Genomic DNA, 21,590 nt, shown 5'->3' on the forward strand with positions numbered 1-21,590 from the left:
CGGGCATAAAAAAACCGGGCGATCATTAGGCCGCCCGGTTTTGGTGAGGGTTACAGATGCGATTCGGCGTATTCGGCCAGAATCGAGCGTGGCACCCCTTGCAGGGTGATGTGCACACCGTTGGGGAAGTCCTTGAAGCGCTCGGTCAAGTACGTCAGCCCGGAGCTGGTCGCGGACAGGTAAGGGGTGTCGATCTGCGCCAGGTTGCCCAGGCACACCACTTTGGAACCGGCGCCGGCACGGGTGATGATGGTTTTCATCTGGTGCGGCGTGAGGTTCTGGCATTCATCGATCAGGATCAGACTCTGCTGGAAGCTGCGGCCTCGAATGTAGTTGAGGGATTTGAACTGCAACGGCACTTTGCTGAGGATGTAGTCGACGCTGCCATGGGTGTTTTCGTCATCCATGTGCAAGGCTTCGAGGTTGTCGGTGATGGCGCCCAGCCAAGGCTCCATTTTTTCCGCCTCAGTGCCGGGCAGGAAACCGATCTCCTGGTCCAGGCCCTGCACGCTACGGGTCGCGATGATCCGGCGATAGCGTTTACTGACCATGGTCTGCTCAATGGCCGCCGCCAGTGCGAGGATGGTTTTACCCGAACCCGCAGCCCCGGTCAGGTTGACCAGGTGGATATCCGGATCGAGTAAGGCGTACAGCGCCAGACTTTGATAGATGTCACGCGGTTTCAGGCCCCAGGCTTCCTGGTGCAACAGGGGTTCCTGATGCAGGTCGAGAATCAGCAGTTTGTCTTCTTCGATATCCTTGATCCAGCCGACAAAACCCTGTTCGTCGATGATGAACTCGTTGACGTGCACCGCCGGCAGGTTGTCGATCAACTGCACTTGGTGCCAGGTGCGGCCATGATCCTGACGGGTGTCGACATTCCTCACACGGTCCCAGAAGGAGCCGGTCATGTTGTGATAACCGTTGGGTAGCAGCGACACGTCGTCAACCAGTTGGTCGGTGCTGTAGTCCTCGGCCGCAATCCCGCAAGCCCGGGCCTTGAGGCGCATGTTGATGTCTTTGGTGACCAGCACCACGGGCAGCTTTGGTTCGCGCGCGTGCAGGTCGATCAACTGGTTGATGATGATGTTGTCGTTCAGGTGCTCGGGCAGAATGATGTTCGGCTCAGTGCGCTTGCTCATCAAAATTGACAGCAAACCCTTGGGCCCACTCTTGCCGCGCTGGATCGGTACGCCGAGTTCAACGTCTTCGGGGCTGGCATCGCCCAAAGTCTTGTCGATCAGGCGAATCGCCTGGCGGCATTCAGCGGCAACGCTGTGATGCCCGCTCTTGAGCTTGTCCAGCTCTTCAAGCACGGTCATCGGGATGGCGACGTGGTGTTCTTCGAAATTAAGCAGGGCGTTTGGATCGTGAATCAATACGTTGGTATCGAGTACATAAAGGATTGGCTGGTTGGAAGAAGGGCTACGTCCGTGATCATCCATACTCGGTCACCTTTGTGGGAGCCAGTCGACGCAGTACCATGACAGTGCTGCGCCTCGAAGTGGCCGCCGAATTCACCTGCGAGGATTCAAGTGAACTGCACACAAACTGGGGTCTTGGGAGACGCCACCTGTGTTGCAGGTTTCGGCGGTCTGTCTTCGTAATACTCCAAAACACATGACAGAAAAAAGCACTTTGACGTTTTTTTGAAGTTTATTTTTCAGAGTGACGAATAGCCCTTGGCGTGCAGGCAATGTGCCGTTAAAGTCGGAAGTCCGCCTGCACCGATTTCTCTGCAAAAATCGCCCTTCCCCCAATGTTTACGGCCTTTTGCCGTTTTCAGCGAAACGCGTCCTGACAGTCTGCCCAACCGATCCCGCTTGGCGCCGTTTGCGTAATGAGCCAGGGCATCGCCGTTTTCAGCGCATCCTGCTTCACATTGAAATTGATCACCCCGTGCCGCCACAGCAGCATCAGGGTTAACACCCGTTGTGCGCTCTGGCTGCCCTTGAGCTTGCCGGCGCCGTCCTGGGCATCGATATCCCACAATGCCACCTGCAAGCCCTGAGACTTGAAGAAGCCCTCGGCATCGGACCGGCGCTGGCCATCGGGCGGGCGAAACAGCGGCACGTAATTCTCCGGCAGCTTGTTTTTGACCAGTTCGGCGCTGCGTCGCACCGAGTCCTGCCAGTCCTGCCAGTGGCTGTGGGAGCGGAACTCCCAGCCTTGCACGCCCACGCATTGCTGCGAATAAGTGCCTTGCAGGCTGGCCACCGAACGCTCGGCCAGACGGGCCTGAATGTCCTTGCCGAGGACGAAGAACGTAGCGCTCATGTTCGATTTGCGCAGGTACTCGGTGACCCAGGCGGTGTTATCTGGCGCGGTGTTGGCGGCGCTGTCGAATGTCAGCAGGAACAGGCGGTCATTCATGGCCTCGCCGTTGCGCTCATAGTCGCCAAAACGATCGACTTCGCTGCTGGTCTGCGGGAACAGCGCGGCCTTGCGCAACTGCTCGTCCAGGTACTGGGCGTGGAACAACCGGCTCGGCTCGGCCCACTTGATGTAATAGCTGTCGTCGCTTACCTGGAACTTGGCCGCTTGCTCACGCAAGGTGGCCATGTCCTCGACCAGGAAACAGAAGGAAGCATCCTGATCGCAACTCTGCTGGGCGAAGTTGTAATTGGTCAGCAAACGCTGCCACAGGCGTTGGCGCAACTGGTTGACCGACTCCAGATTGAGGGTGCGCAGGCCCAGGCGTTGAGCCAGGCTCGCTTCATCCAGCGATTCGCTGGCCAGCAGAACGCGGGCGAACATGAGGATTTCGGCCCGCGAGGCGACGTCGAACAACGTCGGGCTGCTGAGCTGCTCAGGCCAGGTACTGCGATCCAGCGTCGCCACATCGCCCGGCGCCGCCATGGCACCAAAGCTCAAGAGCCAGGCCGAGAATAGAAAAACGATACGCAATGGGATGTCTCCATAACAAAACCCGCGCGGCACTATATCGCGGGAAGATCAAAAGATCGCAGCCTCGCTTCGCTCGACAGCTCCTACAGATGGACGCGCACCGTAGGAGCTGCCGAGCGAAGCGAGGCTGCGATCTTTGTGAGCACATTCCATTCCCAAGTGAACACAGCCCCGTAGGAGCTGCCGAGCGAAGCGAGGCTGCGATCTTGTTCAATGACGCCACCGATCACCTATGACACCCATAGCTGGAGTCAACACGAACAACCCCCTAGAATCGCCGCCACGATTAAAGGAGACGACTTCATGCTGATGGTGATTTCCCCCGCCAAGACCCTCGATTACGAAACACCGCCGGCGACCCAGCGCTTCACTCAGCCGCAATACCTCGACCACTCCCAGGAGCTGATCCTGCAACTGCGCGACCTTACGCCAGCGCAGATCAGCGAGCTGATGCACGTCTCCGACAAGATTGGCGGTCTCAATGCCGCGCGTTTCGGTAGCTGGACCCCGGCCTTCACCCCAGCCAACGCCAAGCAGGCGCTGCTGGCATTCAAGGGCGATGTGTACACCGGCCTGAATGCACAAACCTTCAGCGAAGCCGACTTCGATTACGCCCAACAGCACTTGCGCATGCTCTCCGGCCTGTATGGCCTGTTGCGCCCTCTGGACCTGATGCAGCCCTATCGGCTGGAGATGGGCACCAAACTGGCCAATGCCCGAGGCAAGGATTTGTACGCCTTCTGGGGTACGCGGATCAGCGAATGGCTGAACGAAGCCTTGGCCGATCAAGGCGATGACGTGCTGCTGAACCTGGCCTCCAACGAGTACTTCTCGGCGGTCAAACGCAGTGCCTTGAATGCGCGCATCATCAATACCGAGTTCAAGGATCTGAAGAACGGCCAGTACAAAATCATCAGTTTCTACGCGAAAAAGGCCCGCGGGATGATGAGTCGCTTCGTCATTGAAGAACGCATCAATGACCCGGTCGCCCTCAAGCAGTTTGACGTTCAGGGTTATCGCTACAGCAGCGAGCAGTCTAAACCGGACAATCTGGTGTTCCTGCGCGATCACGCACCGGAGTAATAGAACCTGCACTAAGTCAGCGCACGACACCCATTACTTCGTCGTGCGCGCCCCCTTTGATCATCGAACAATCCCTTCCGTTTCGCCGCTTTATTGGCGCCAAAATTCAAGCACTCTATTTTCTAACTTTAGTTTCACTCGACATTGATCATTTTTTTCAGTAGTGGCACTGAAAATTTTTATCCGTAGTGGCAAAAAAATATCTAACGCAATAATCACCCCATATATAAAGGGCCAAACGGCAAGTGCTATCAATATGAGAGCAGTGCCATCTTTTTCCATATTTCAAGAAATTTCAGAATTCGCGATGGGCGGACAGGAACTATGTCCAAATGCACCGCTCATACCACCGGTAACGATTCTCTCGGTGATTGTGCGAGATAACTTACACAGACAAGAGATTCATGTAGCGAAGTTGTCACACATACTTGGGCTTACTGATCGCTTATTTGGGCAACACATGAAGGACAGGAGATAACGCACCATTACTATCCCCTACAAGGCCACGGCTGCGCCCCTATAAACGTGCTCACCTGAGCACCCAACCGCTTGATTTACGGGCTTTCGGGCCTGGCATTGAGCGCGCAAGACCTTTGCACGGAAGTCTTCAGAAAAGAGGATCGGCTGCATAACAGGGCACGTCATAACAATAAGGCCTGGCTGCGCACATCTTGAGTGCACTTATTTAGACACTCGGAACTTAGTATGCCTGCACACGGCACTGTGGCGCCTTTAAGTCGCACTTGCGAGTGCACTATGACCGCTGAACACCATTAACTCCGGCCATGTAATGGCTTGATAAACACAGAGGTAATTGCGATGCGCATCAGCATATTTGGTTTGGGTTACGTCGGCGCAGTATGTGCCGGTTGCCTGTCTGCACGGGGCCATGACGTCGTTGGCGTCGATGTTGCCAAAGACAAAATCGATATGATCAACGCCGGCCGTTCGCCGATCGTTGAACCGGGTTTGGGCGAACTTCTGAAGAAGGGCATCGAGACGGGCAAATTGCGCGGCACGACCAACTTCGCCGAAGCGATTCGTGACACCGACCTGTCGATGATCTGCGTCGGTACGCCGAGCAAGAAGAACGGCGATCTGGAACTGAACTACATCGAAGCCGTGTGCCGCGAGATCGGTTTTGTCCTGCGTGACAAGACCACCCGCCACACCATCGTGGTTCGCAGCACCGTACTGCCGGGCACCGTGGCAAACGTGGTGATCCCGATCCTCGAAGACTGCTCTGGCAAAAAGGCCGGCGTCGATTTCGGCGTGGCGGTCAACCCTGAGTTCCTGCGTGAAAGCACCGCGATCGCCGATTACGATCTGCCGCCAATGACCGTTATCGGCGAGTTCGACAAGGCTTCGGGTGACGTTCTGCAGTCGCTGTACGAAGAGCTCGACGCGCCGATCATCCGCAAGGACATCGCCGTTGCCGAGATGATCAAGTACACCTGCAACGTGTGGCACGCCACCAAGGTGACCTTCGCCAACGAGATCGGCAACATCGCCAAAGCTGTCGGCGTCGATGGTCGTGAAGTGATGGAAGTGGTCTGCCAGGACAAGACACTGAACCTGTCCCAGTACTACATGCGCCCAGGCTTTGCGTTCGGCGGCTCTTGCCTGCCCAAAGACGTCCGCGCCCTGACCTACCGCGCCGGTTCCCTGGACGTGGAAGCACCGCTGCTCAACTCGCTGATGCGCAGTAACGAGTCCCAGGTGCAGAACGCGTTCGACATCGTCTCCAGCCACGACAAACGCAAAGTCGCCCTGCTGGGTCTGAGCTTCAAGGCCGGCACCGACGACCTGCGCGAAAGCCCGCTGGTCGATCTGGCGGAAATGCTGATCGGCAAGGGTTACGACCTGAGCATCTACGACAGCAACGTCGAGTACGCCCGTGTCCACGGTGCGAACAAGGATTACATCGAGTCGAAGATCCCTCACGTCTCGTCCTTGCTCAACTCCGACTTCGACGACGTGATCGCAAACTCCGACGTGATCATCCTCGGCAACCGTGACGAGAAATTCCGCGCCCTGGCGCTGGAAGCTCCACACGGCAAGCAAGTGGTCGACCTGGTTGGCTTCATGTCCAAAGCCACCAGCGTGAGTGGCCGGACCGAAGGCATCTGCTGGTAACACCCTCCTCGTAGGAGCCAGGCTTGCCGGCGAACCAGGCGACGTGATGTGTCAGGTACGCCGCCTTCGCGGGCAAGCCTCGCTCCTACAGGTCTGATGAGATCGACTTGGCTTTCTACGCCTGCCTTAACCCCATCGGGCCACCCCACAGGCTCGCCCGAGATCGAGACGGATGCAGATTATGCACAGGCTAAAGCACGGCCTACTTCAGGCCGCCGGTTGGCTGTTTTACCTAAGTTTACTGATGGGCATCGCCATGGCGCTGCCTGCGTCCACGTTCGACTCCGAGTCGAAGGACTTCATCTTCCTGATCGGTATCGTCGGTATCTGGCGCTACTCGATGGGTGCCACGCACTTTCTGCGCGGCATGCTGTTTCTGTACGTGGTCTACCCGCACCTGCGGCGCAAAGTGCGCAAGCTGGGCAAAGCGGCAGATCCGTCCCATGTATTTCTGATGGTCACCAGCTTTCGTATCGACGCGCTGACCACCGCTCAGGTCTACAGCTCGGTAATCCGCGAGGCCATCGACTGCGAACTGCCGACCACCGTGGTCTGCTCCATCGTGGAAATGTCCGATGAGCTGCTGGTCAAGAGCCTCTGGAAACGCATGAACCCACCGCCACGGGTCAAGCTCGACTTCGTGCGCATTCCCGGCACCGGCAAGCGCGATGGCCTGGCCTACGGTTTCCGCGCCATCTCGCGCCACCTGCCGGACGACCGCGCAGTGGTTGCCGTGATCGATGGCGACACCGTATTGGCCGAAGGCGTCGTACTCAAGACCGTGCCGTGGTTCCAGCTGTTCGGCAATGTCGGCGGCCTGACCACCAACGAGTTCTGCGAAGTGCGCGGCGGCTACATCATGAGCGAATGGCACAAACTGCGATTCGCCCAGCGTCACATCAACATGTGCTCCATGGCCTTGTCCAAGCGCGTGTTGACCATGACCGGCCGGATGTCGGTATTCCGCGCCACCGTGGTCACCAACCCGGACTTCATCGCCGATGTGGAAAGCGACTCGCTGCAACACTGGCGCCTGGGCCGCTTCAAGTTCCTTACCGGTGACGACAAGTCGAGCTGGTTCAGCCTGATGCGTCTGGGCTACGACACGTTCTACGTGCCGGATGCCGCGATCCACACCGTGGAACACCCGCCGGAAAAGAGCTTCATCAAGGCCAGTCGCAAACTGATGTTCCGCTGGTACGGCAACAACCTGCGGCAGAACTCCCGCGCCCTGGGCTTGGGGATGAAACGTCTCGGCCTGTTCACTTCGGTGGTGCTGTTCGATCAGCGCGTGTCGATGTGGACGTCCTTGCTGGGCCTGACCGTGGCAATCCTCGCCACCTTCAAGTACGGCAGCGCGTTCATCCTGGTTTACCTGCTGTGGATCGGCATCACCCGCCTGATCCTTACAGTGCTGCTGTCCTGTTCCGGTCACCGGATCGGCCCGGCCTACCCGGCGATTCTCTATTACAACCAGATCGTCGGCGCGCTGGTGAAGATCTACGTGTTCTTCCGCCTCGACCGTCAGTCCTGGAGTCGCCAGCCCACTTCCCTGACCCGTGATCTCGCCAGCTTTCAAGGTTGGTTCAACACTTGGTCGTCTCGGACCATGACCTTCTCCGCCGGCAGCATTTTTGTCGCCGTGCTGCTGATGATGGTCTGACCGAACTCGCCTGAATTAACTAGGAAATCGCCCTTATGAATACCGCCGTCAACTCCAACGTAGTGCACGAATCCGAAGCCCAGCGCCAACACGCTCGCGTGAAAATCCCGGCCAAGCTGCGTTTCTTCGGCCCTGACCGGACTCCGGTTGAAGCCCGACTCATCGACCTTTCCGCTGGCGGTCTGGCGTTCAACGCCGGTCAGCTGCCGCTGAAAGTCGGCGATGTGCACAAGGCTCGCCTGCAATTCGTCATCGATAACCTCGGTTTGGCCATGGACGTGGAATTGCAAATTCGCTCCGTGGATCGCCAGACCGGTCGCACCGGTTGCCAGTTCCAGAACCTGGAACCCCGTGACATTTCCACCCTGCGCCACCTGATCACCTCACACCTGGCCGGCGACATCGTCAGCGTCGGTGAAATGCTGGCGACCCTGCAGCGCGACAACTTCACCAAGGCGCGCAAGGTCAAGGATGGCGGCCACGGCATGACCGCGCTCGGCCGTCTGAAAGCGGTGACCTTCAGCGCCGGTATCTTCGTGGTCGGTCTTGTGGCGTTCGGTTTCATTTTCAAATCGGTGTACGGCATGTACTTCGTCAGCCACGCCCAGGCCGGCCTGGTCAGCGTGCAGGGCATGAACATCACCATGCCGCGCGACGGCACCGTGCAGAGCCTGATCAAGGCTGACGGCGTTGCCGCCAAAGGCGCACCGCTGGCGACTTTCAGCACCAGCATGCTCGACGTACTCAAGGGCCATCTGGACGAAGGTCAACTGCAACCATCCAAGGTTGAAGAACTGTTCGGCAAGCAAATGACCGGCACCCTGACGTCGCCGTGCGATTGCACCGTGGCGCAGCAACTGGTGGCTAACGGTCAGTACGCCAGCAAAGGCGACGTGATCTTCCAACTGGTGCCGCGCAACACCGAAGCCAACGTTGAAGCTCGCTTCTCCTATCGCCAGTTCGGCGACGTGCTCCCAGGCACCTCGGTCAGCTTCCAGATCGCCGGTGAAGACCAAACCCGTACCGGCAAGATCGTCAGCAGCACCAGCCTGAAAAGCGCCGACCTGTCGTCCGACATCCGCGTGCAGATCAAACCTGACGAGCCACTGGACAGCGCCTTCGCCGGTCGCCCGGTGGAAGTGAACAGCACTCGTGGCCCGAACCTGAACTGGCTGATCAACAAAGCCATGGCCGCCGGTCTTTAAACAGAGGACATGCCCGTGACGATCATCAGTCTCCTGAAAACACCGCGAATCCTGTGGGAGCGGGCTTGCCCGCGATTGGATCAACGCGGTCTTTCTGAAGCACCGAGCCGCCTGAATCGCGGGCAAGCCCGCTCCCACAGTGGCTATGTGGTGTGCTCGCTCGCGCTGGCCGTGAGCCTCGCCGGCTGCGCCGGCCTGCCCGACCAGCGTCTGGCCAATGAAGCCCTCAAGCGCGGCGACACCACGCTGGCGGCGCAGAACTATCAGCAATTGGCAGACCTGGGTTACAGCGAAGCCCAGGTTGGCCTGGCCGATCTGCAGGTCGACAGCCGTGACCCGGCGCAAATCAAAAAGGCCGAGGCGACTTACCGCGCCGCGGCCAGCGTCTCGCCGCGGGCTCAGGCTCGCCTGGGTCGTCTGCTGGTGGCCAAACCCGGCGCCACCGAAGCCGAACACCAAGAAGCCGAAGCGCTGTTGAAGAAAGCCTCGGCCAATGGCGAAGGCAATACTCTGATCCCGCTGGCGATGCTGTACCTGCAATACCCGCACAGTTTCCCCAACGTCAACGCACAGCAGCAGATCAGCCAATGGCGCGCCGAAGGCAAACCGGAAGCGGGTCTGGCGCAAGTGCTGCTCTATCGCACCCAGGGCACGTACGACCAGCACCTGGATGACGTGGAGAAAGTCTGCAAAGCGGCGTTGAATACCACCGACATCTGCTACGTCGAACTGGCCACGGTCTATCAGAAACGCGGCCAGCCAGAGCAACAAGCCGAGCTGATCAAACAGATGCAGGCCGCTCACAGCCGTGGCGCCGTCTCTGCGCAACGTGTGGACAGCGTGGCCCGCGTGCTGGGCGATGCGAGCCTGGGCAAGACCGACGAGAAAACCGCTCAGTCGCTGCTCGAAGGCATTGCACCTGGCTACCCGGCATCCTGGGTCAGCCTGGCGCAACTGCTCTACGACTTCCCTGAACTGGGTGATGTCGACGCCATGATGAAGTACCTGGACAACGGCCGCGCCGCCGACCAGCCGCGTGCCGAACTGTTGCTGGGCAAGCTCTACTTCGAAGGAAAAATGGTGCCGGCCGACGCCAAGGTCGCCGAAGAGCACTTCAAGAAAGCCGTCGGCCGTGAAGTCGCCGCAGATTACTACCTCGGCCAGATTTACCGTCGTGGTTACCTGGGCAAGGTCTATCCGCAGAAAGCCCTGGATCACCTGCTGACCGCTGCGCGTAACGGCCAGAACAGCGCCGATTTCGCCATTGCCCAACTGTTCTCCCAAGGCAAGGGCACCCGGCCCGACCCGGTCAACGCATATGTCTTCAGCCAATTGGCGAAGGCTCAAAACACCCCACAAGCCAATGAGCTTGCGCAAACAATCGAAGCGCAACTGCCGCCTGACCGGCTGGCCGAGGCCCAACGCCTGCTGAAACAAGAGCAGGCCATTCGTAGTGCCGTGAGTTCGGACACGCTGGAACTGCACGCCCTGCAAGAAGAAGACGGCGAGGAATCCCTATGAAGCTCAATCCATTCGTGAAGGCCGGTATTGGCCTGACATTCGCCCTGCTGTGGTCGTGCCCGACCCTGGCAGCCCTGACCGAAGACAAGAACTTCGGCCTCGAAGTCAAAGTTACCGGCCAGTCCGAAGACGACCGTGACTTGGGTACTGCCAGCGGCGGCGACGTTTCCGGCGTCGGCCTCGACCTGCGTCCATGGGTATACGGCGAAAGCGGCGCGTGGAGCGCCTACGCCATGGGTCAGGCGGTGACGTCCACCGACATCATCGAAACGGACACCCTGCAACAGTCCGACAGCGACGGTACCCAGACCACCGACAACGGTGATCGCAAAACCAAGAAAAACTACCTGGCGATGCGCGAGTTCTGGGTCGGCTACAGCGGCCTCACGCCCTACCCTGGCGAGATCCTCAAGCTCGGTCGCCAACGCCTGCGCAACGACGACGGCCAATGGCGCGACACCAACATCGAAGCCCTGAACTGGACCTTCGACACCACCCTGTTGCGCGCCAACGCCGGTATCGCCGAACGCTTCAGCGAATACCGCACCGACTTGAAAGAGCTGGCGCCCAAGGACGAGGATCGCCTGCACGTTTTCGGCGACGTTGCCACTCAATGGTCGCCGGGTAACTGGGTCGGCATTCGCGGTCATCACACCCACGATGACGGCAAGCTCGACTACCCGGAACCGGGCGTGGCCGGCGATTCGCTGGATAAAAAACAGAACGGTGACATCAGCTGGCTCGGCCTCACCGCCGACAGCGACGCCTACAACTGGCGCAACACCAACACCGTCAACTACTGGGGCAGCATCACCGGCATGAGCGGCGACACCGACACGGTCAACCCGCTGAACGCCGATGGCACGCGTCCGACCGAAGCCAAACGTGGTGAAGACCTCAATGGCTGGGCCACCGATATCGGCCTGCGTTTGCGCCTTGATCCGCAGTGGCAAGTCGGTGCGGCGTATGCCCGTGCCAGCGCCGAGTACGAACAGACCGGCCTGGAAAGCAATCGCTCGAACTACACCGGTACACGCTCGCGGGTTCACCGTTTCGGCGAAGCCTTCCGTGGCGAAATGAACAACATGCAGACCGCTACCCTGTTCGGCTCGTGGATGCTCAACGACGAATACGACGCCAGTCTGATCTACCACAAGTTCTGGCGCGTCGACGGCAACAAGCCGGTAGGCAGCAATGGCATCAACGCCGTCGAAAACAACACCGACGACGTGACCGGCGCAATCCTCTCCAGCACCTCCCTGCCGTTGGAAGATGGCAACAAAGACCTCGGTCAGGAAATGGACCTGGTGGTCACCAAGTACTTCAAGCAAGGCCTGCTGCCTGCGTCGTTGAGCCAGTCGATCGATGAGCCTTCGGCTCTGGTGCGGTTCCGTGGCGGCGTGTTCAAGCCTGGCGATGCGTATGGCAAAGAAGTCGACTCGTACATGCACCGCGCGTTTGTCGACGTGGTCTGGCGCTTCTGATGCAAACCGCGAAGGGAGTGCCCGACATGAACAGCGCCAAGAAAGGCTCGATCAGCCTGCTGGCCGGCGCGCTGCTGCTCGCCAGCGCAGCGGCCTTCGCCACCGTCGAACCGGCCCAGCCTGTGCAAGCGGGAAAATCGACGACCATGGCCAAGGGGCTGCAACAGGCCAAGACCTACACCGTCAGCAGCGCGCCAACCGCGCCGCTGGACCTGGCCGCGCCGAAACTGCCGGACACCTCTGGCTACACCGCGGAAGCCATCGCCGAGAAAATCGTGCGCACCAAACCCGGCAAGATCAGCGTGCGCCGGATGATGCAAGAGAACGCCTTGAAGGACTTCATCGGCGGCGACAACAAGATGGCCGAGTGGGTAGTGCGTCAGCATGGCATCCCGCAGGCGATCTTCATCGACGACGGCTACATGAACCTCAAGGACCTGGCGAAGAAGCTGCCCAAGCAGTACTTCAGCGAAACCTCGCCGGGCGTGTTCCTGGCGAAGTTGCCGATCGTGGTGGGGAACAAGGGCATTCTGGAAATCGACAAGCAGACCCAGGAATTGCGCCTGTCCCAAGAGGCTGGTTCGTTCCTGGTCAACGACGGCCAGTTGTTCGTGCGTGATACCAAAATCACTGGCTGGAGCGAGAAGGCAAACGGCCCGGCGGCCTTCAAGTCGCCCAAGGAATTCCGTCCGTTCCTGCTGTCCTGGGGTGGCACCGAGACCTACATCGCCAACAGCAAGATCGCCAGTTTCGGTTACGCCAACAGTAAGTCCTACGGCGTGAGTATTTCCCAATACACGCCGAACATGGCCAAGGTGCTCAAGCGCCCTGAACCGTCCGGCTGGATCGTCGGCTCCGAGTTCTCGGACATGTGGTACGGCTTCTACTGCTACGAAACCCGCGACTTCGTGGTCAAGGGCAACACCTACAAAGACAACATCGTCTACGGCATCGACCCGCATGACCGTTCCCACGGTCTGATCATCGCCGACAACACGGTGTTCGGTACGAAGAAGAAGCACGGGATCATTATTTCCCGTGAGGTCAACGACAGCTTCATCTTCAACAACCGCAGCTACGACAACAAGTTGTCGGGCCTGGTGATCGACCGTAACAGTGTGAACAACCTGATCGCCTACAACGAGATCTACAAGAACCACACCGACGGCATCACCCTCTATGAGAGTGCTGACAACCTGTTGTGGGGCAACAAGGTGATCAGCAACAGGCGCCACGGCATCCGTATTCGTAACAGCGTGAACATTCGCCTGTACGAAAACGTCTCGATGGCCAACGGCCTGACCGGTGTCTACGGGCACATCAAAGATTTGAGCGACACCGACCGGGACATCAAGCTCGATCCGTTCGACGCCCAGGTGTCGCTGATCGTGGTCGGCGGTGAACTCGCCGCCAATGGCAGCGGACCGCTGTCCATCGACTCGCCGCTGAGCGTGGAGTTGTATCGCGTGTCGATGCTCGCACCGACCAAATCCAGCGGCATCAGCTTCTCGGGGATTCTCGGCGAACGCCAGGATGAAATTCTCGACCTGCTGGTGCGCCAGCAGAAAGCCGTGCTGATCGACCCTGTCGAACGCCAGACCGAAATGCGGGACTGAGGATAATTTTATGCACCCACACTTGATCAAATTACTCAGCCTGTCGGCCCTGACCGCGGGCATTCTCGCGGCCAGTGGTGGCGTACGTGCCGAAGACGCCAAAGCACCCAGCTTCAAGGCCGAGGATTGCTGCAGCCTGTGCCCCGCCGCCCACGACGCGAAGAACTACACCACCCGCTATCAGCAGAACTTCACCACACTGGTGCAGGCGCAGGGCGATTGGCTGTTCCGTACGCAAGAAGACTTGCGCACCGAGTTCGACACCACACCCGCCGGCTACAAACGCCTGAAACAACTGCACGAGGCGTTCAAGAGCAAAGGCGTGGAACTGGTCATCGTTTACCAGCCGACCCGTGGCCTGGTGAACCGCAATAAGCTGAACCCGGCCGAGAAGGCGAGCTACGACTTCGACAAGGCGCTGAGGAACTACAAGACCATGCTCGGGCGTTTCGCGCAGATGGGCTACGTGGTCCCGGACCTGTCGCCGCTGACCAACGAGTCGCTGCCCGATACCCTGCCGGCTCACGATTTCTACTTCCGCGGCGACCAACACTGGACGCCGTATGGCGCCCAACGCACAGCGAAAATTGTCGCCGAGAAGGTCAAGCAATTGCCGGCCTTCGCCGACGTTCCCAAGCGTGAATTCGAGACCCATAAGTCGGGTCGCATGGGCAAGACCGGAACGTTACACAACATGGCTGGTCAACTCTGTGGCACCAGCTACGCGATCCAGTACATGGATCAGTTCACCACCGAGCCCAAGGGCGAAGCGGGCGATGGCGATCTGTTCAGTGATTCCGGAAATCCGGAAATCACCCTGGTCGGCACCAGCCACAGTGGCAAGAACTACAACTTCGCCGGTTTCCTCGAAGAGTCCATCGGCGCCGACATTCTCAACGTAGCCTTCCCCGGTGGTGGCTTCGAAGGTTCGATGCTGCAGTACCTGGGCAGCGAAGAGTTCCAGACCAAACCGCCGAAAATCCTCATCTGGGAATTCTCGCCGCTTTATCGCCTCGATCAAGAAACCATCTACCGCCAAATGATGGCGCTGCTGGACAACGGTTGCGAAGGCAAAGATGCACAGATGAGTGCCAGTGCCACGCTCAAACCGGGCAAAAACGAATTGATGGTCAACAGCAAGAACCTGGACCTGCGCAACAGCAGTCACCAGGTCGATATCCGCTTCGCCGACACCTCGGTGAAAACCTTGCAAGCCACCCTCTGGTACATGAATGGGCGCCACGAGGACATCAAGATCGACAAACCGGAAACCTCCGATACCGACGGGCGTTTCGCCTTCGAGTTGCGCACGGACGAAGACTGGGCCTCGCAGAACCTGCTGGCCGTCGAAGTCCAGGGACCTGAGAAACCAGGTACCACGCCTCAGAAAGTCGAAGCGAAAATCTGCAAACGCAACGTGTTCTCCGGCACCGGGCAGCGTACCGCTCAAGCCGGGCAATGAGGCTACCTCTTATGAACTGCATGCAAACCCGAACGCTGAAAAAGTTACTCGCGCCCTCCCTGCTGACGCTGGCGATGTTCGCCGGCGCCACCCAGGCCGCCGCGCCACTTCGCCCGCCGCAGGGTTACTTCGCGCCGATTGAAAAAGTCAAAACCGGCGACAAGAGTGAAGGCTGCGAAGCGATGCCGACGCCCTACACCGGTGCCCTGCAATTTCGCAGCAAATACGAAGGCTCCGACAAGGCCCGTTCGACCCTGAACGAGGCATCGGAAAAAGCCTTCCGCGACACCACCGCCGACATCACCAAGATCGAGCGCAGCACCAGCAAGCAGGTGATGAAGTTCATGCGTGACGGTCGTCCGGAACAACTGGAATGCACCCTCAGCTGGTTGACTGCCTGGGCCAAGGCCGACGCGTTGATGTCCAAGGACTTCAACCACACCGGTAAGTCCATGCGCAAATGGGCATTGGGCAGCATGGCTTCGTCCTATGTCCGCCTGAAGTTCTCTGACTCGCATCCACTGGCTACCCACCAGGAAGAAGCGCGAGTGATTGAAGCCTGGTTCAGCAAAATGGCTGATCAGGTGGTCAGCGATTGGGACAACCTGCCGCTCGAGCAAACCAACAACCACTCGTACTGGGCAGCCTGGTCGGTGATGGCCACGTCGGTCGCCACCAACCGCCGCGACCTGTTCGATTGGGCCGTCAAGGAATACAAGGTCGGCGTCAATCAGGTCGACGCCCAAGGCTTCCTGCCCAACGAACTCAAGCGCCAGCAACGCGCCCTCGCCTATCACAACTATGCCCTGCCGCCACTGGCGATGATCGCCAGTTTCGCTCAGGTCAACGGTGTGGATTTGCGCCAGGAAAACAACGGTGCCTTGAAACGTCTGGGTGATCGCGTGCTTGCAGGCGTGGAAGACCCGGATGAGTTCGAAGAGAAGAACGGTAAAGAGCAGGACATGACCGACCTCAAGGTCGATTCGAAATTCGCCTGGCTCGAACCGTTCTGCTCGCTCTATACCTGCACGCCGGATGTGCTGGCGCAGAAACACAAAATGCAGCCGTTCAAGACCTTCCGTCTCGGCGGGGATTTGACCAAGGTCTACGACCCGGCCAGCGAAAAGGGCAAAGGCTCTTAAGACAAACGCAATCCCCCTGTAGGAGCGAGGCTTGCCCGCGAAAGCGGTGTGTCGGTCGACATCAATGTTGAATGTGACGGCCTCTTCGCGGGCAAGCCTCGCTCCTACAGGAACCGCAATACATCCCCCAGGATTTTGATGGGGGGTTTGGGGGGGCCGTTGGCCCTTGACTGTTGGTTAAACATGGAGAGATCGGGATGGTATTTTCATCCAACGTGTTCCTGTTTCTGTTCTTGCCGATCTTTCTCGGCATGTACTACCTGAGCGGAATACGCTATCGCAACTTGCTGCTGCTGATTGCCAGCTACGTGTTCTACGCCTGGTGGCGTGTGGACTTCCTTGCGCTGTTCGCAGCCGTCACGCTGTGGAACTACTGGATCGGCCTGAAAGTCGGTGCGGCAGGCGTTCGGACCAAACCGGCCCAGCGCTGGTTGCTCCTGGGCGTCGGGGTGGATCTGTGCATCCTCGGCTACTTCAAGTACGCCAACTTCGGCGTGGACAGCATCAACGCGATGATGACCTCGGTCGGTCTGTCGCCGTTCATCCTGACTCACGTGCTGTTGCCGATCGGGATCTCGTTCTACATCTTCGAGTCCATCAGCTACATCATCGACGTCTACCGTGGTGATACCCCGGCGACCCGCAACCTGATCGACTTTGCCGCATTCGTGGCGATCTTCCCGCATTTGATCGCGGGCCCCGTGTTGCGTTTCCGCGACCTGGCCGATCAGTTCAACAACCGCACCCACACCCTCGACAAGTTCTCCGAAGGTGCCACGCGGTTCATGCAGGGCTTCATCAAGAAGGTCTTCATCGCCGACACCCTGGCGGTGGTGGCCGACCATTGCTTCGCCTTGCAGGACCCGACCACGGGCGATGCCTGGCTTGGCGCCCTGGCCTACACCGCGCAGCTGTACTTCGACTTCTCCGGCTACAGCGACATGGCGATTGGTCTGGGCTTGATGATGGGTTTCCGCTTCATGGAAAACTTCAAACAGCCGTACATCAGCCAGTCGATCACCGAGTTCTGGCGTCGCTGGCACATCAGCCTGTCGACCTGGTTGCGTGACTATCTGTACATCACCCTCGGCGGTAACCGTAAAGGCACGCTGATGACCTATCGCAACCTGTTCCTGACCATGCTGCTCGGTGGTCTGTGGCACGGCGCGAACATCACCTACATCATCTGGGGTGCCTGGCACGGCATGTGGCTGGCGATCGAAAAAGCCATCGGCCTGAACACTTCGCCACGCAGCTTCAACCCGGTCCGTTGGGCCCTGACGTTCCTGCTGGTAGTGATGGGCTGGGTGATCTTCCGCGCAGAAAACCTGCACGTCGCCGGTCGCATGTACGGCGCGATGTTCAGCTTCGGCGAATGGTCGCTGTCGGAACTCAACCAGGCCAACCTCACCGGTCTGCAAGTGGCGACCCTGGTGGTGGCTTACGCAACCCTGGCGTTCTTCGGCCTGCGTGATTTCTACACCAACCAGCCGCCGGTCAAGACCAAGCCTGCGGCGAACACCGAGACCGATGGTCCTGCCGCTGCCACGCCTGGAATGATCAAAGCCGTACCGGGCGACAACCCGGGCAGCATCCACGAACCGGGTTACACCGTCGGCGTTGAAGCGACTGTGCAACCGGCCTACTGGACCGCTGACTGGTCCCGTTACGTGATGCGCGCTCTGGTACTGCTGCTGTTCATCGCCTCGATTCTCAAACTTTCGGCGCAAAGCTTCTCGCCGTTCCTTTACTTCCAGTTCTGAGGGATCTGACTATGACCCGCTCATTACGCATCTTCTACATCGCCCTGTTCCTGGTGACCTTGCTGGTCCTGGGCGTGTGGTCGGTACGCAGCTTCTTCGGCTTCAGTACCAATGCCGATGCGACCGTGCTCAACGGTCGCTGGAGCAAAGCCGTCGAAACGCACTACGACGAAGAGTTCCCGATCAAGCGCCTGGGCACCAACCTTTGGGCCGCGCTGGATTTCAAACTGTTCAACGAAGGTCGTCCGGGCGTAGTGCTCGGTCGCGATCAGTGGCTCTACAGCGATGAAGAGTTCCACCCGATCGTCAACGAAGAGTTGAACCTGCAAGGCAACTACGCGCTGGTCGAAGGCGTGCGCCAGACCTTGAAAAAGCAAGGCGTGCAACTGGTGATGGCGATTGTCCCGGCCAAGACGCGTCTGTACCCGGAACATCTGGGTGAAGTGAAGCCGGCGAGTATCCACGCCAATCTGTACAAGGATTTCCACGCTCGTGTGGCGGCCAACAAGATCCTCGCCCCTGACCTGCTCGGCCCGCTGCAAAAGGGCAAGCAAGACGGTCAGCAAGTGTTCCTGCGCACCGACACCCACTGGACTCCGGAAGGCGCGCAAATCGCTGCCCAGACCCTGGCCAAAACCATTGCCGAGAAGGCTCCGCTCAGCGGCGAACCGCAAAACTTCGTCACCGAACCTGCGGAGAAGGTGACGCACAAGGGCGACCTGCGGTTGTTCCTGCCGCTGGACCCGCTGTTCGAAAACCTGATGCCGGCGCAAGAGCCTTTGCAGAAGCGCAACACCGTGGCTGCCCAAGATCAGCCTGCCGGTGATGACGCCCTGTTCGCCAACACTGAAGTGCCGGTGGCCCTGATCGGCACCAGCTACAGCGCCAACCCGAACTGGAACTTCGTCGGTGCGCTGAAAGAAGCACTGCGCAGCGACGTGGTCAATTACGCCGAAGACGGCCATGGCCCGATTCTGCCGATGCTCACCTACCTGAAAAGCGATGCTTTCAAGAACAGCCCGCCACAAGTGCTGATCTGGGAGTTCCCTGAACGATATCTGCCTGTGAACAACGAAATCGGTGACGCCGACCCGCAGTGGGTCGCAGAGCTTAAACAAGCCGGCGCACGCCAACAAAACGTAGCTGCAAACACTAAATCCGAGACGCCCGACCGGGCGCAAAACTGAAAGAGAGGTACACCATGACTTTCACTACTACTCCTCGCCGTCTCGCCGCTCGCTCCTTAAAAGCAGTCGCTCTCGTTGCTGGCATGAGCGTGTTGTCGATGTCCGCCTTCGCCGGTGACGGCGCGCTCTACGGCCCGACCGCACCCAAAGGCTCCAGTTTCGTGCGGGTCTTCAACGCTGGTAACGCTGAAGTCAGCGCCACCGTTGGCACCACCAACCTGAGCGAAGTCGCGCCGCTGTCCAGCACCGACTTCAGCTTCATGCCGGGCGGCGATTACAGCGCCAAGGTCGGCAGCCAGACCCTGCCGGTGAAGTTGGCCGGCGACCACTATTACACCCTGGTCAACAACGCCAGCGGCGCGCCACAACTGATCGAAGAGCCGCCGTTCAAGAACAAGCAGAAATCCCTGGTTCGCGTACAGAACCTGAGCGACAAGGCCCTGACCCTGAAAACCGCCGATGGCAAGACCGAAGTGGTCCCGTCCGTAGCGGCCAAGGGCCGTGGCGAACGTGAAATCAACCCGGTAAAAGTCAGCCTGGCCCTGTACGACGGCGCCACCAAAGTCGGTGACGTGAAACCGGTTGCCCTGGAACGTGGTGAAGCCGCGGTGCTGTACGTCACCGGCAGTGGCAGCAGCCTGTCGCCAGTGTGGGTCAAGCGCCCGGTTTCGACGCGTTGATTAATTCTCTGAATTGACGCTCCCCCTGTGGGAGCGGGCTTGCCCGCGATGCAGACGACTCGGTGAAACAGATACACCGAAGTGATGCCATCGCAGGCAAGCCAGCTCCCACAAGGGACCGAGGTGTCAATTCGGACACGGAACAAGAACAAGAGTGAAACGACAGAACGCAGTAGCTCTAACCAAATCGATTTTAAAGGAGTAACAACATGATTCCGGTGATCTTGTCAGGTGGTAGCGGCTCACGTCTTTGGCCGCTTTCGCGTAAGCAATTCCCCAAGCAATTCCTCGCCCTGACCGGCGAACACACGCTGTTCCAGCAAACCCTGGAACGCCTGGTGTTCGAAGGCATGGACACTCCGATCGTGGTCTGCAACAAGGAACACCGCTTCATCGTCAACGAGCAACTGAGTGCCCGCAACCTGGACACCCAGCGCATCCTGATGGAACCCTTCGGCCGCAACACCGCGCCGGCCGTGGCCCTGACCGCGATGATGCTGGTCAATGAAGGTCGCGATGAGTTGATGCTGGTGCTGCCGGCCGACCACGTGCTGGAAGACCAGAAAGCCCTGCAACGCGCCCTGGCCCTGGCCACTGTGGCAGCCGAGCGTGGCGAGATGGTGCTGTTCGGCGTGCCGGCGACCAAACCGGAAACCGGTTACGGCTACATCAAATCCACCAACGATGCGCTGCTGCCGGAAGGCGTCAGCCGTGTCTCGCACTTCGTCGAAAAACCTGACGTGAAACGCGCCACCGAATTCGTCCAGTCCGGTGGTTACTTCTGGAACAGCGGCATGTTCCTGTTCCGCGCCAGCCGTTTCCTCGAAGAACTGAAGAAACACGATCCGGACATCTACGACACCTGCGTACTGACGCTGGAACGTAGCGCACAGGATGCCGACACCGTCGACATCGACCCCGCCACCTTCGCCTGCTGCCCGGACAATTCCATCGATTACTCGGTGATGGAAAAAACCCAGCGCGCCTGCGTAGTGCCGCTGACCGCCGGCTGGAGCGATGTCGGTTGCTGGTCGTCGCTGTGGGAAGTCAATGAAAAAGACGCCAACGGTAACGTCACCAAAGGCGACGTGGTCATCCAGGACAGCAAAAACTGCATGATCCACGGCAACGGCAAACTGGTGTCGGTGATCGGCCTGGAAAACATCGTGGTCGTCGAAACCAAGGACGCCATGATGATTGTCCACAAGGACAAGGTCCAAGGCGTGAAGCAGATGGTCAACACCCTCAATGAACAGGGCCGCAGCGAAACCCAGAACCACTGCGAAGTCTATCGTCCGTGGGGCTCCTACGACTCGGTCGACATGGGCGGCCGCTTCCAGGTCAAGCGCATCTCGGTCAAGCCGGGCGCGTGCCTGTCGCTGCAAATGCACCACCACCGCGCCGAACACTGGATCGTGGTCAGCGGCACTGCTGAAGTGACCTGCGACGAAAACGTGTTCCTGCTGACTGAAAACCAGTCGACCTACATCCCGATCGCCTCGGTTCACCGTCTGCGCAACCCGGGCAAGATTCCACTCGAGATCATCGAAGTGCAATCGGGCAGCTACCTGGGTGAAGACGATATCGAGCGGTTTGAAGATATCTACGGTCGCTCTACCCCGATCGAACGCGGCGTGTCGGTGAAAACCATCGCGCAGTGATTTGACCGGTAAAAAATAAAAAGCCCTCGCCCAGCCCGCTGCGTCCCTATCCGCAGTGGGTTGGGTGGGGGCTTTTTCTC

15 protein-coding genes are annotated in these 21,590 nt (G+C 59.1%); 13 read left to right on the forward strand and 2 right to left on the reverse strand.

Features of this window, described 5'->3' with window-relative positions; translation table 11 throughout:
• Positions 1-50: 50 nt before the first annotated feature.
• Both TU81_RS22135 and TU81_RS22140 read right to left on the reverse strand, forming a co-directional pair.
• Positions 51-1,445 carry a PhoH family protein gene (locus tag TU81_RS22135; RefSeq protein ID WP_038979050.1) on the reverse strand — a complete coding sequence of 465 codons (1,395 nt, stop codon included), beginning with the start codon at positions 1,443-1,445 and terminating at the stop codon, positions 51-53.
• Between the two features lie 337 nt (positions 1,446-1,782).
• Entirely contained in the window at positions 1,783-2,907 is a 1,125-nt protein-coding gene (locus TU81_RS22140; protein WP_048396514.1) for a polysaccharide deacetylase family protein, read from the reverse strand.
• Positions 2,908-3,210: 303 nt separating this feature from the next.
• Between TU81_RS22140 and yaaA the strand changes: the two genes are divergently transcribed.
• The 13 genes from yaaA to TU81_RS22205 all read left to right on the forward strand — a co-directional run bounded on the left by yaaA (position 3,211) and on the right by TU81_RS22205 (position 21,510).
• Entirely contained in the window at positions 3,211-3,990 is a 780-nt protein-coding gene (yaaA, locus tag TU81_RS22145; RefSeq protein ID WP_019647726.1) for a peroxide stress protein YaaA, read from the forward strand.
• Positions 3,991-4,809: 819 nt separating this feature from the next.
• Positions 4,810-6,126: a nucleotide sugar dehydrogenase gene (locus TU81_RS22150; protein WP_038979048.1), complete on the forward strand. Its 1,317-nt coding sequence runs from the start codon at positions 4,810-4,812 to the stop codon at positions 6,124-6,126.
• 181 nt (positions 6,127-6,307) lie between these two features.
• Positions 6,308-7,789 carry a mannuronan synthase gene (gene alg8, locus TU81_RS22155; RefSeq protein ID WP_390176101.1) on the forward strand — a complete coding sequence of 494 codons (1,482 nt, stop codon included), beginning with the start codon at positions 6,308-6,310 and terminating at the stop codon, positions 7,787-7,789.
• A gap of 35 nt (positions 7,790-7,824) precedes the next feature.
• Positions 7,825-8,994, forward strand: a complete 1,170-nt coding sequence (locus TU81_RS22160; RefSeq protein ID WP_048396515.1) for an alginate biosynthesis protein Alg44 — start codon at positions 7,825-7,827, stop codon at positions 8,992-8,994.
• A 9-nt stretch (positions 8,995-9,003) separates the two neighbouring features.
• The gene (gene algK, locus TU81_RS22165) at positions 9,004-10,515 is read left to right on the forward strand and encodes an alginate biosynthesis TPR repeat lipoprotein AlgK (protein WP_173667513.1); all 1,512 of its coding nucleotides are present in this window, start codon (positions 9,004-9,006) and stop codon (positions 10,513-10,515) included.
• Positions 10,512-11,999: an alginate export family protein gene (locus TU81_RS22170; RefSeq protein WP_048396516.1), complete on the forward strand. Its 1,488-nt coding sequence runs from the start codon at positions 10,512-10,514 to the stop codon at positions 11,997-11,999. Before algK ends, TU81_RS22170 begins: the two co-directional genes overlap by 4 nt.
• A gap of 26 nt (positions 12,000-12,025) precedes the next feature.
• On the forward strand, positions 12,026-13,615 hold the full coding sequence (gene algG, locus TU81_RS22175; RefSeq protein WP_048396517.1) for a mannuronan 5-epimerase AlgG: 1,590 nt from the start codon (positions 12,026-12,028) through the stop codon (positions 13,613-13,615).
• A gap of 10 nt (positions 13,616-13,625) precedes the next feature.
• Entirely contained in the window at positions 13,626-15,077 is a 1,452-nt protein-coding gene (locus TU81_RS22180) for an alginate O-acetyltransferase (protein WP_048396518.1), read from the forward strand.
• 11 nt (positions 15,078-15,088) lie between these two features.
• The gene (locus tag TU81_RS22185) at positions 15,089-16,219 is read left to right on the forward strand and encodes a mannuronate-specific alginate lyase (protein WP_038979042.1); all 1,131 of its coding nucleotides are present in this window, start codon (positions 15,089-15,091) and stop codon (positions 16,217-16,219) included.
• A 197-nt stretch (positions 16,220-16,416) separates the two neighbouring features.
• A complete protein-coding gene (locus tag TU81_RS22190) occupies positions 16,417-17,982 on the forward strand; it encodes an MBOAT family O-acyltransferase (RefSeq protein ID WP_048396519.1) in 1,566 nt (521 codons plus the stop codon).
• Positions 17,983-17,993: 11 nt separating this feature from the next.
• Positions 17,994-19,169, forward strand: coding sequence for an alginate O-acetyltransferase (locus TU81_RS22195; RefSeq protein ID WP_038979040.1), 1,176 nt, complete (start codon positions 17,994-17,996; stop codon positions 19,167-19,169).
• Between the two features lie 14 nt (positions 19,170-19,183).
• Entirely contained in the window at positions 19,184-19,849 is a 666-nt protein-coding gene (locus TU81_RS22200; protein WP_038979039.1) for an alginate O-acetyltransferase AlgF, read from the forward strand.
• Positions 19,850-20,058: 209 nt separating this feature from the next.
• Entirely contained in the window at positions 20,059-21,510 is a 1,452-nt protein-coding gene (locus TU81_RS22205; RefSeq protein ID WP_048396520.1) for a mannose-1-phosphate guanylyltransferase/mannose-6-phosphate isomerase, read from the forward strand.
• Positions 21,511-21,590: the final 80 nt, after the last annotated feature.

The organism is Pseudomonas lini, from assembly GCF_001042905.1.
Lineage (GTDB): Bacteria > Pseudomonadota > Gammaproteobacteria > Pseudomonadales > Pseudomonadaceae > Aquipseudomonas > Aquipseudomonas lini.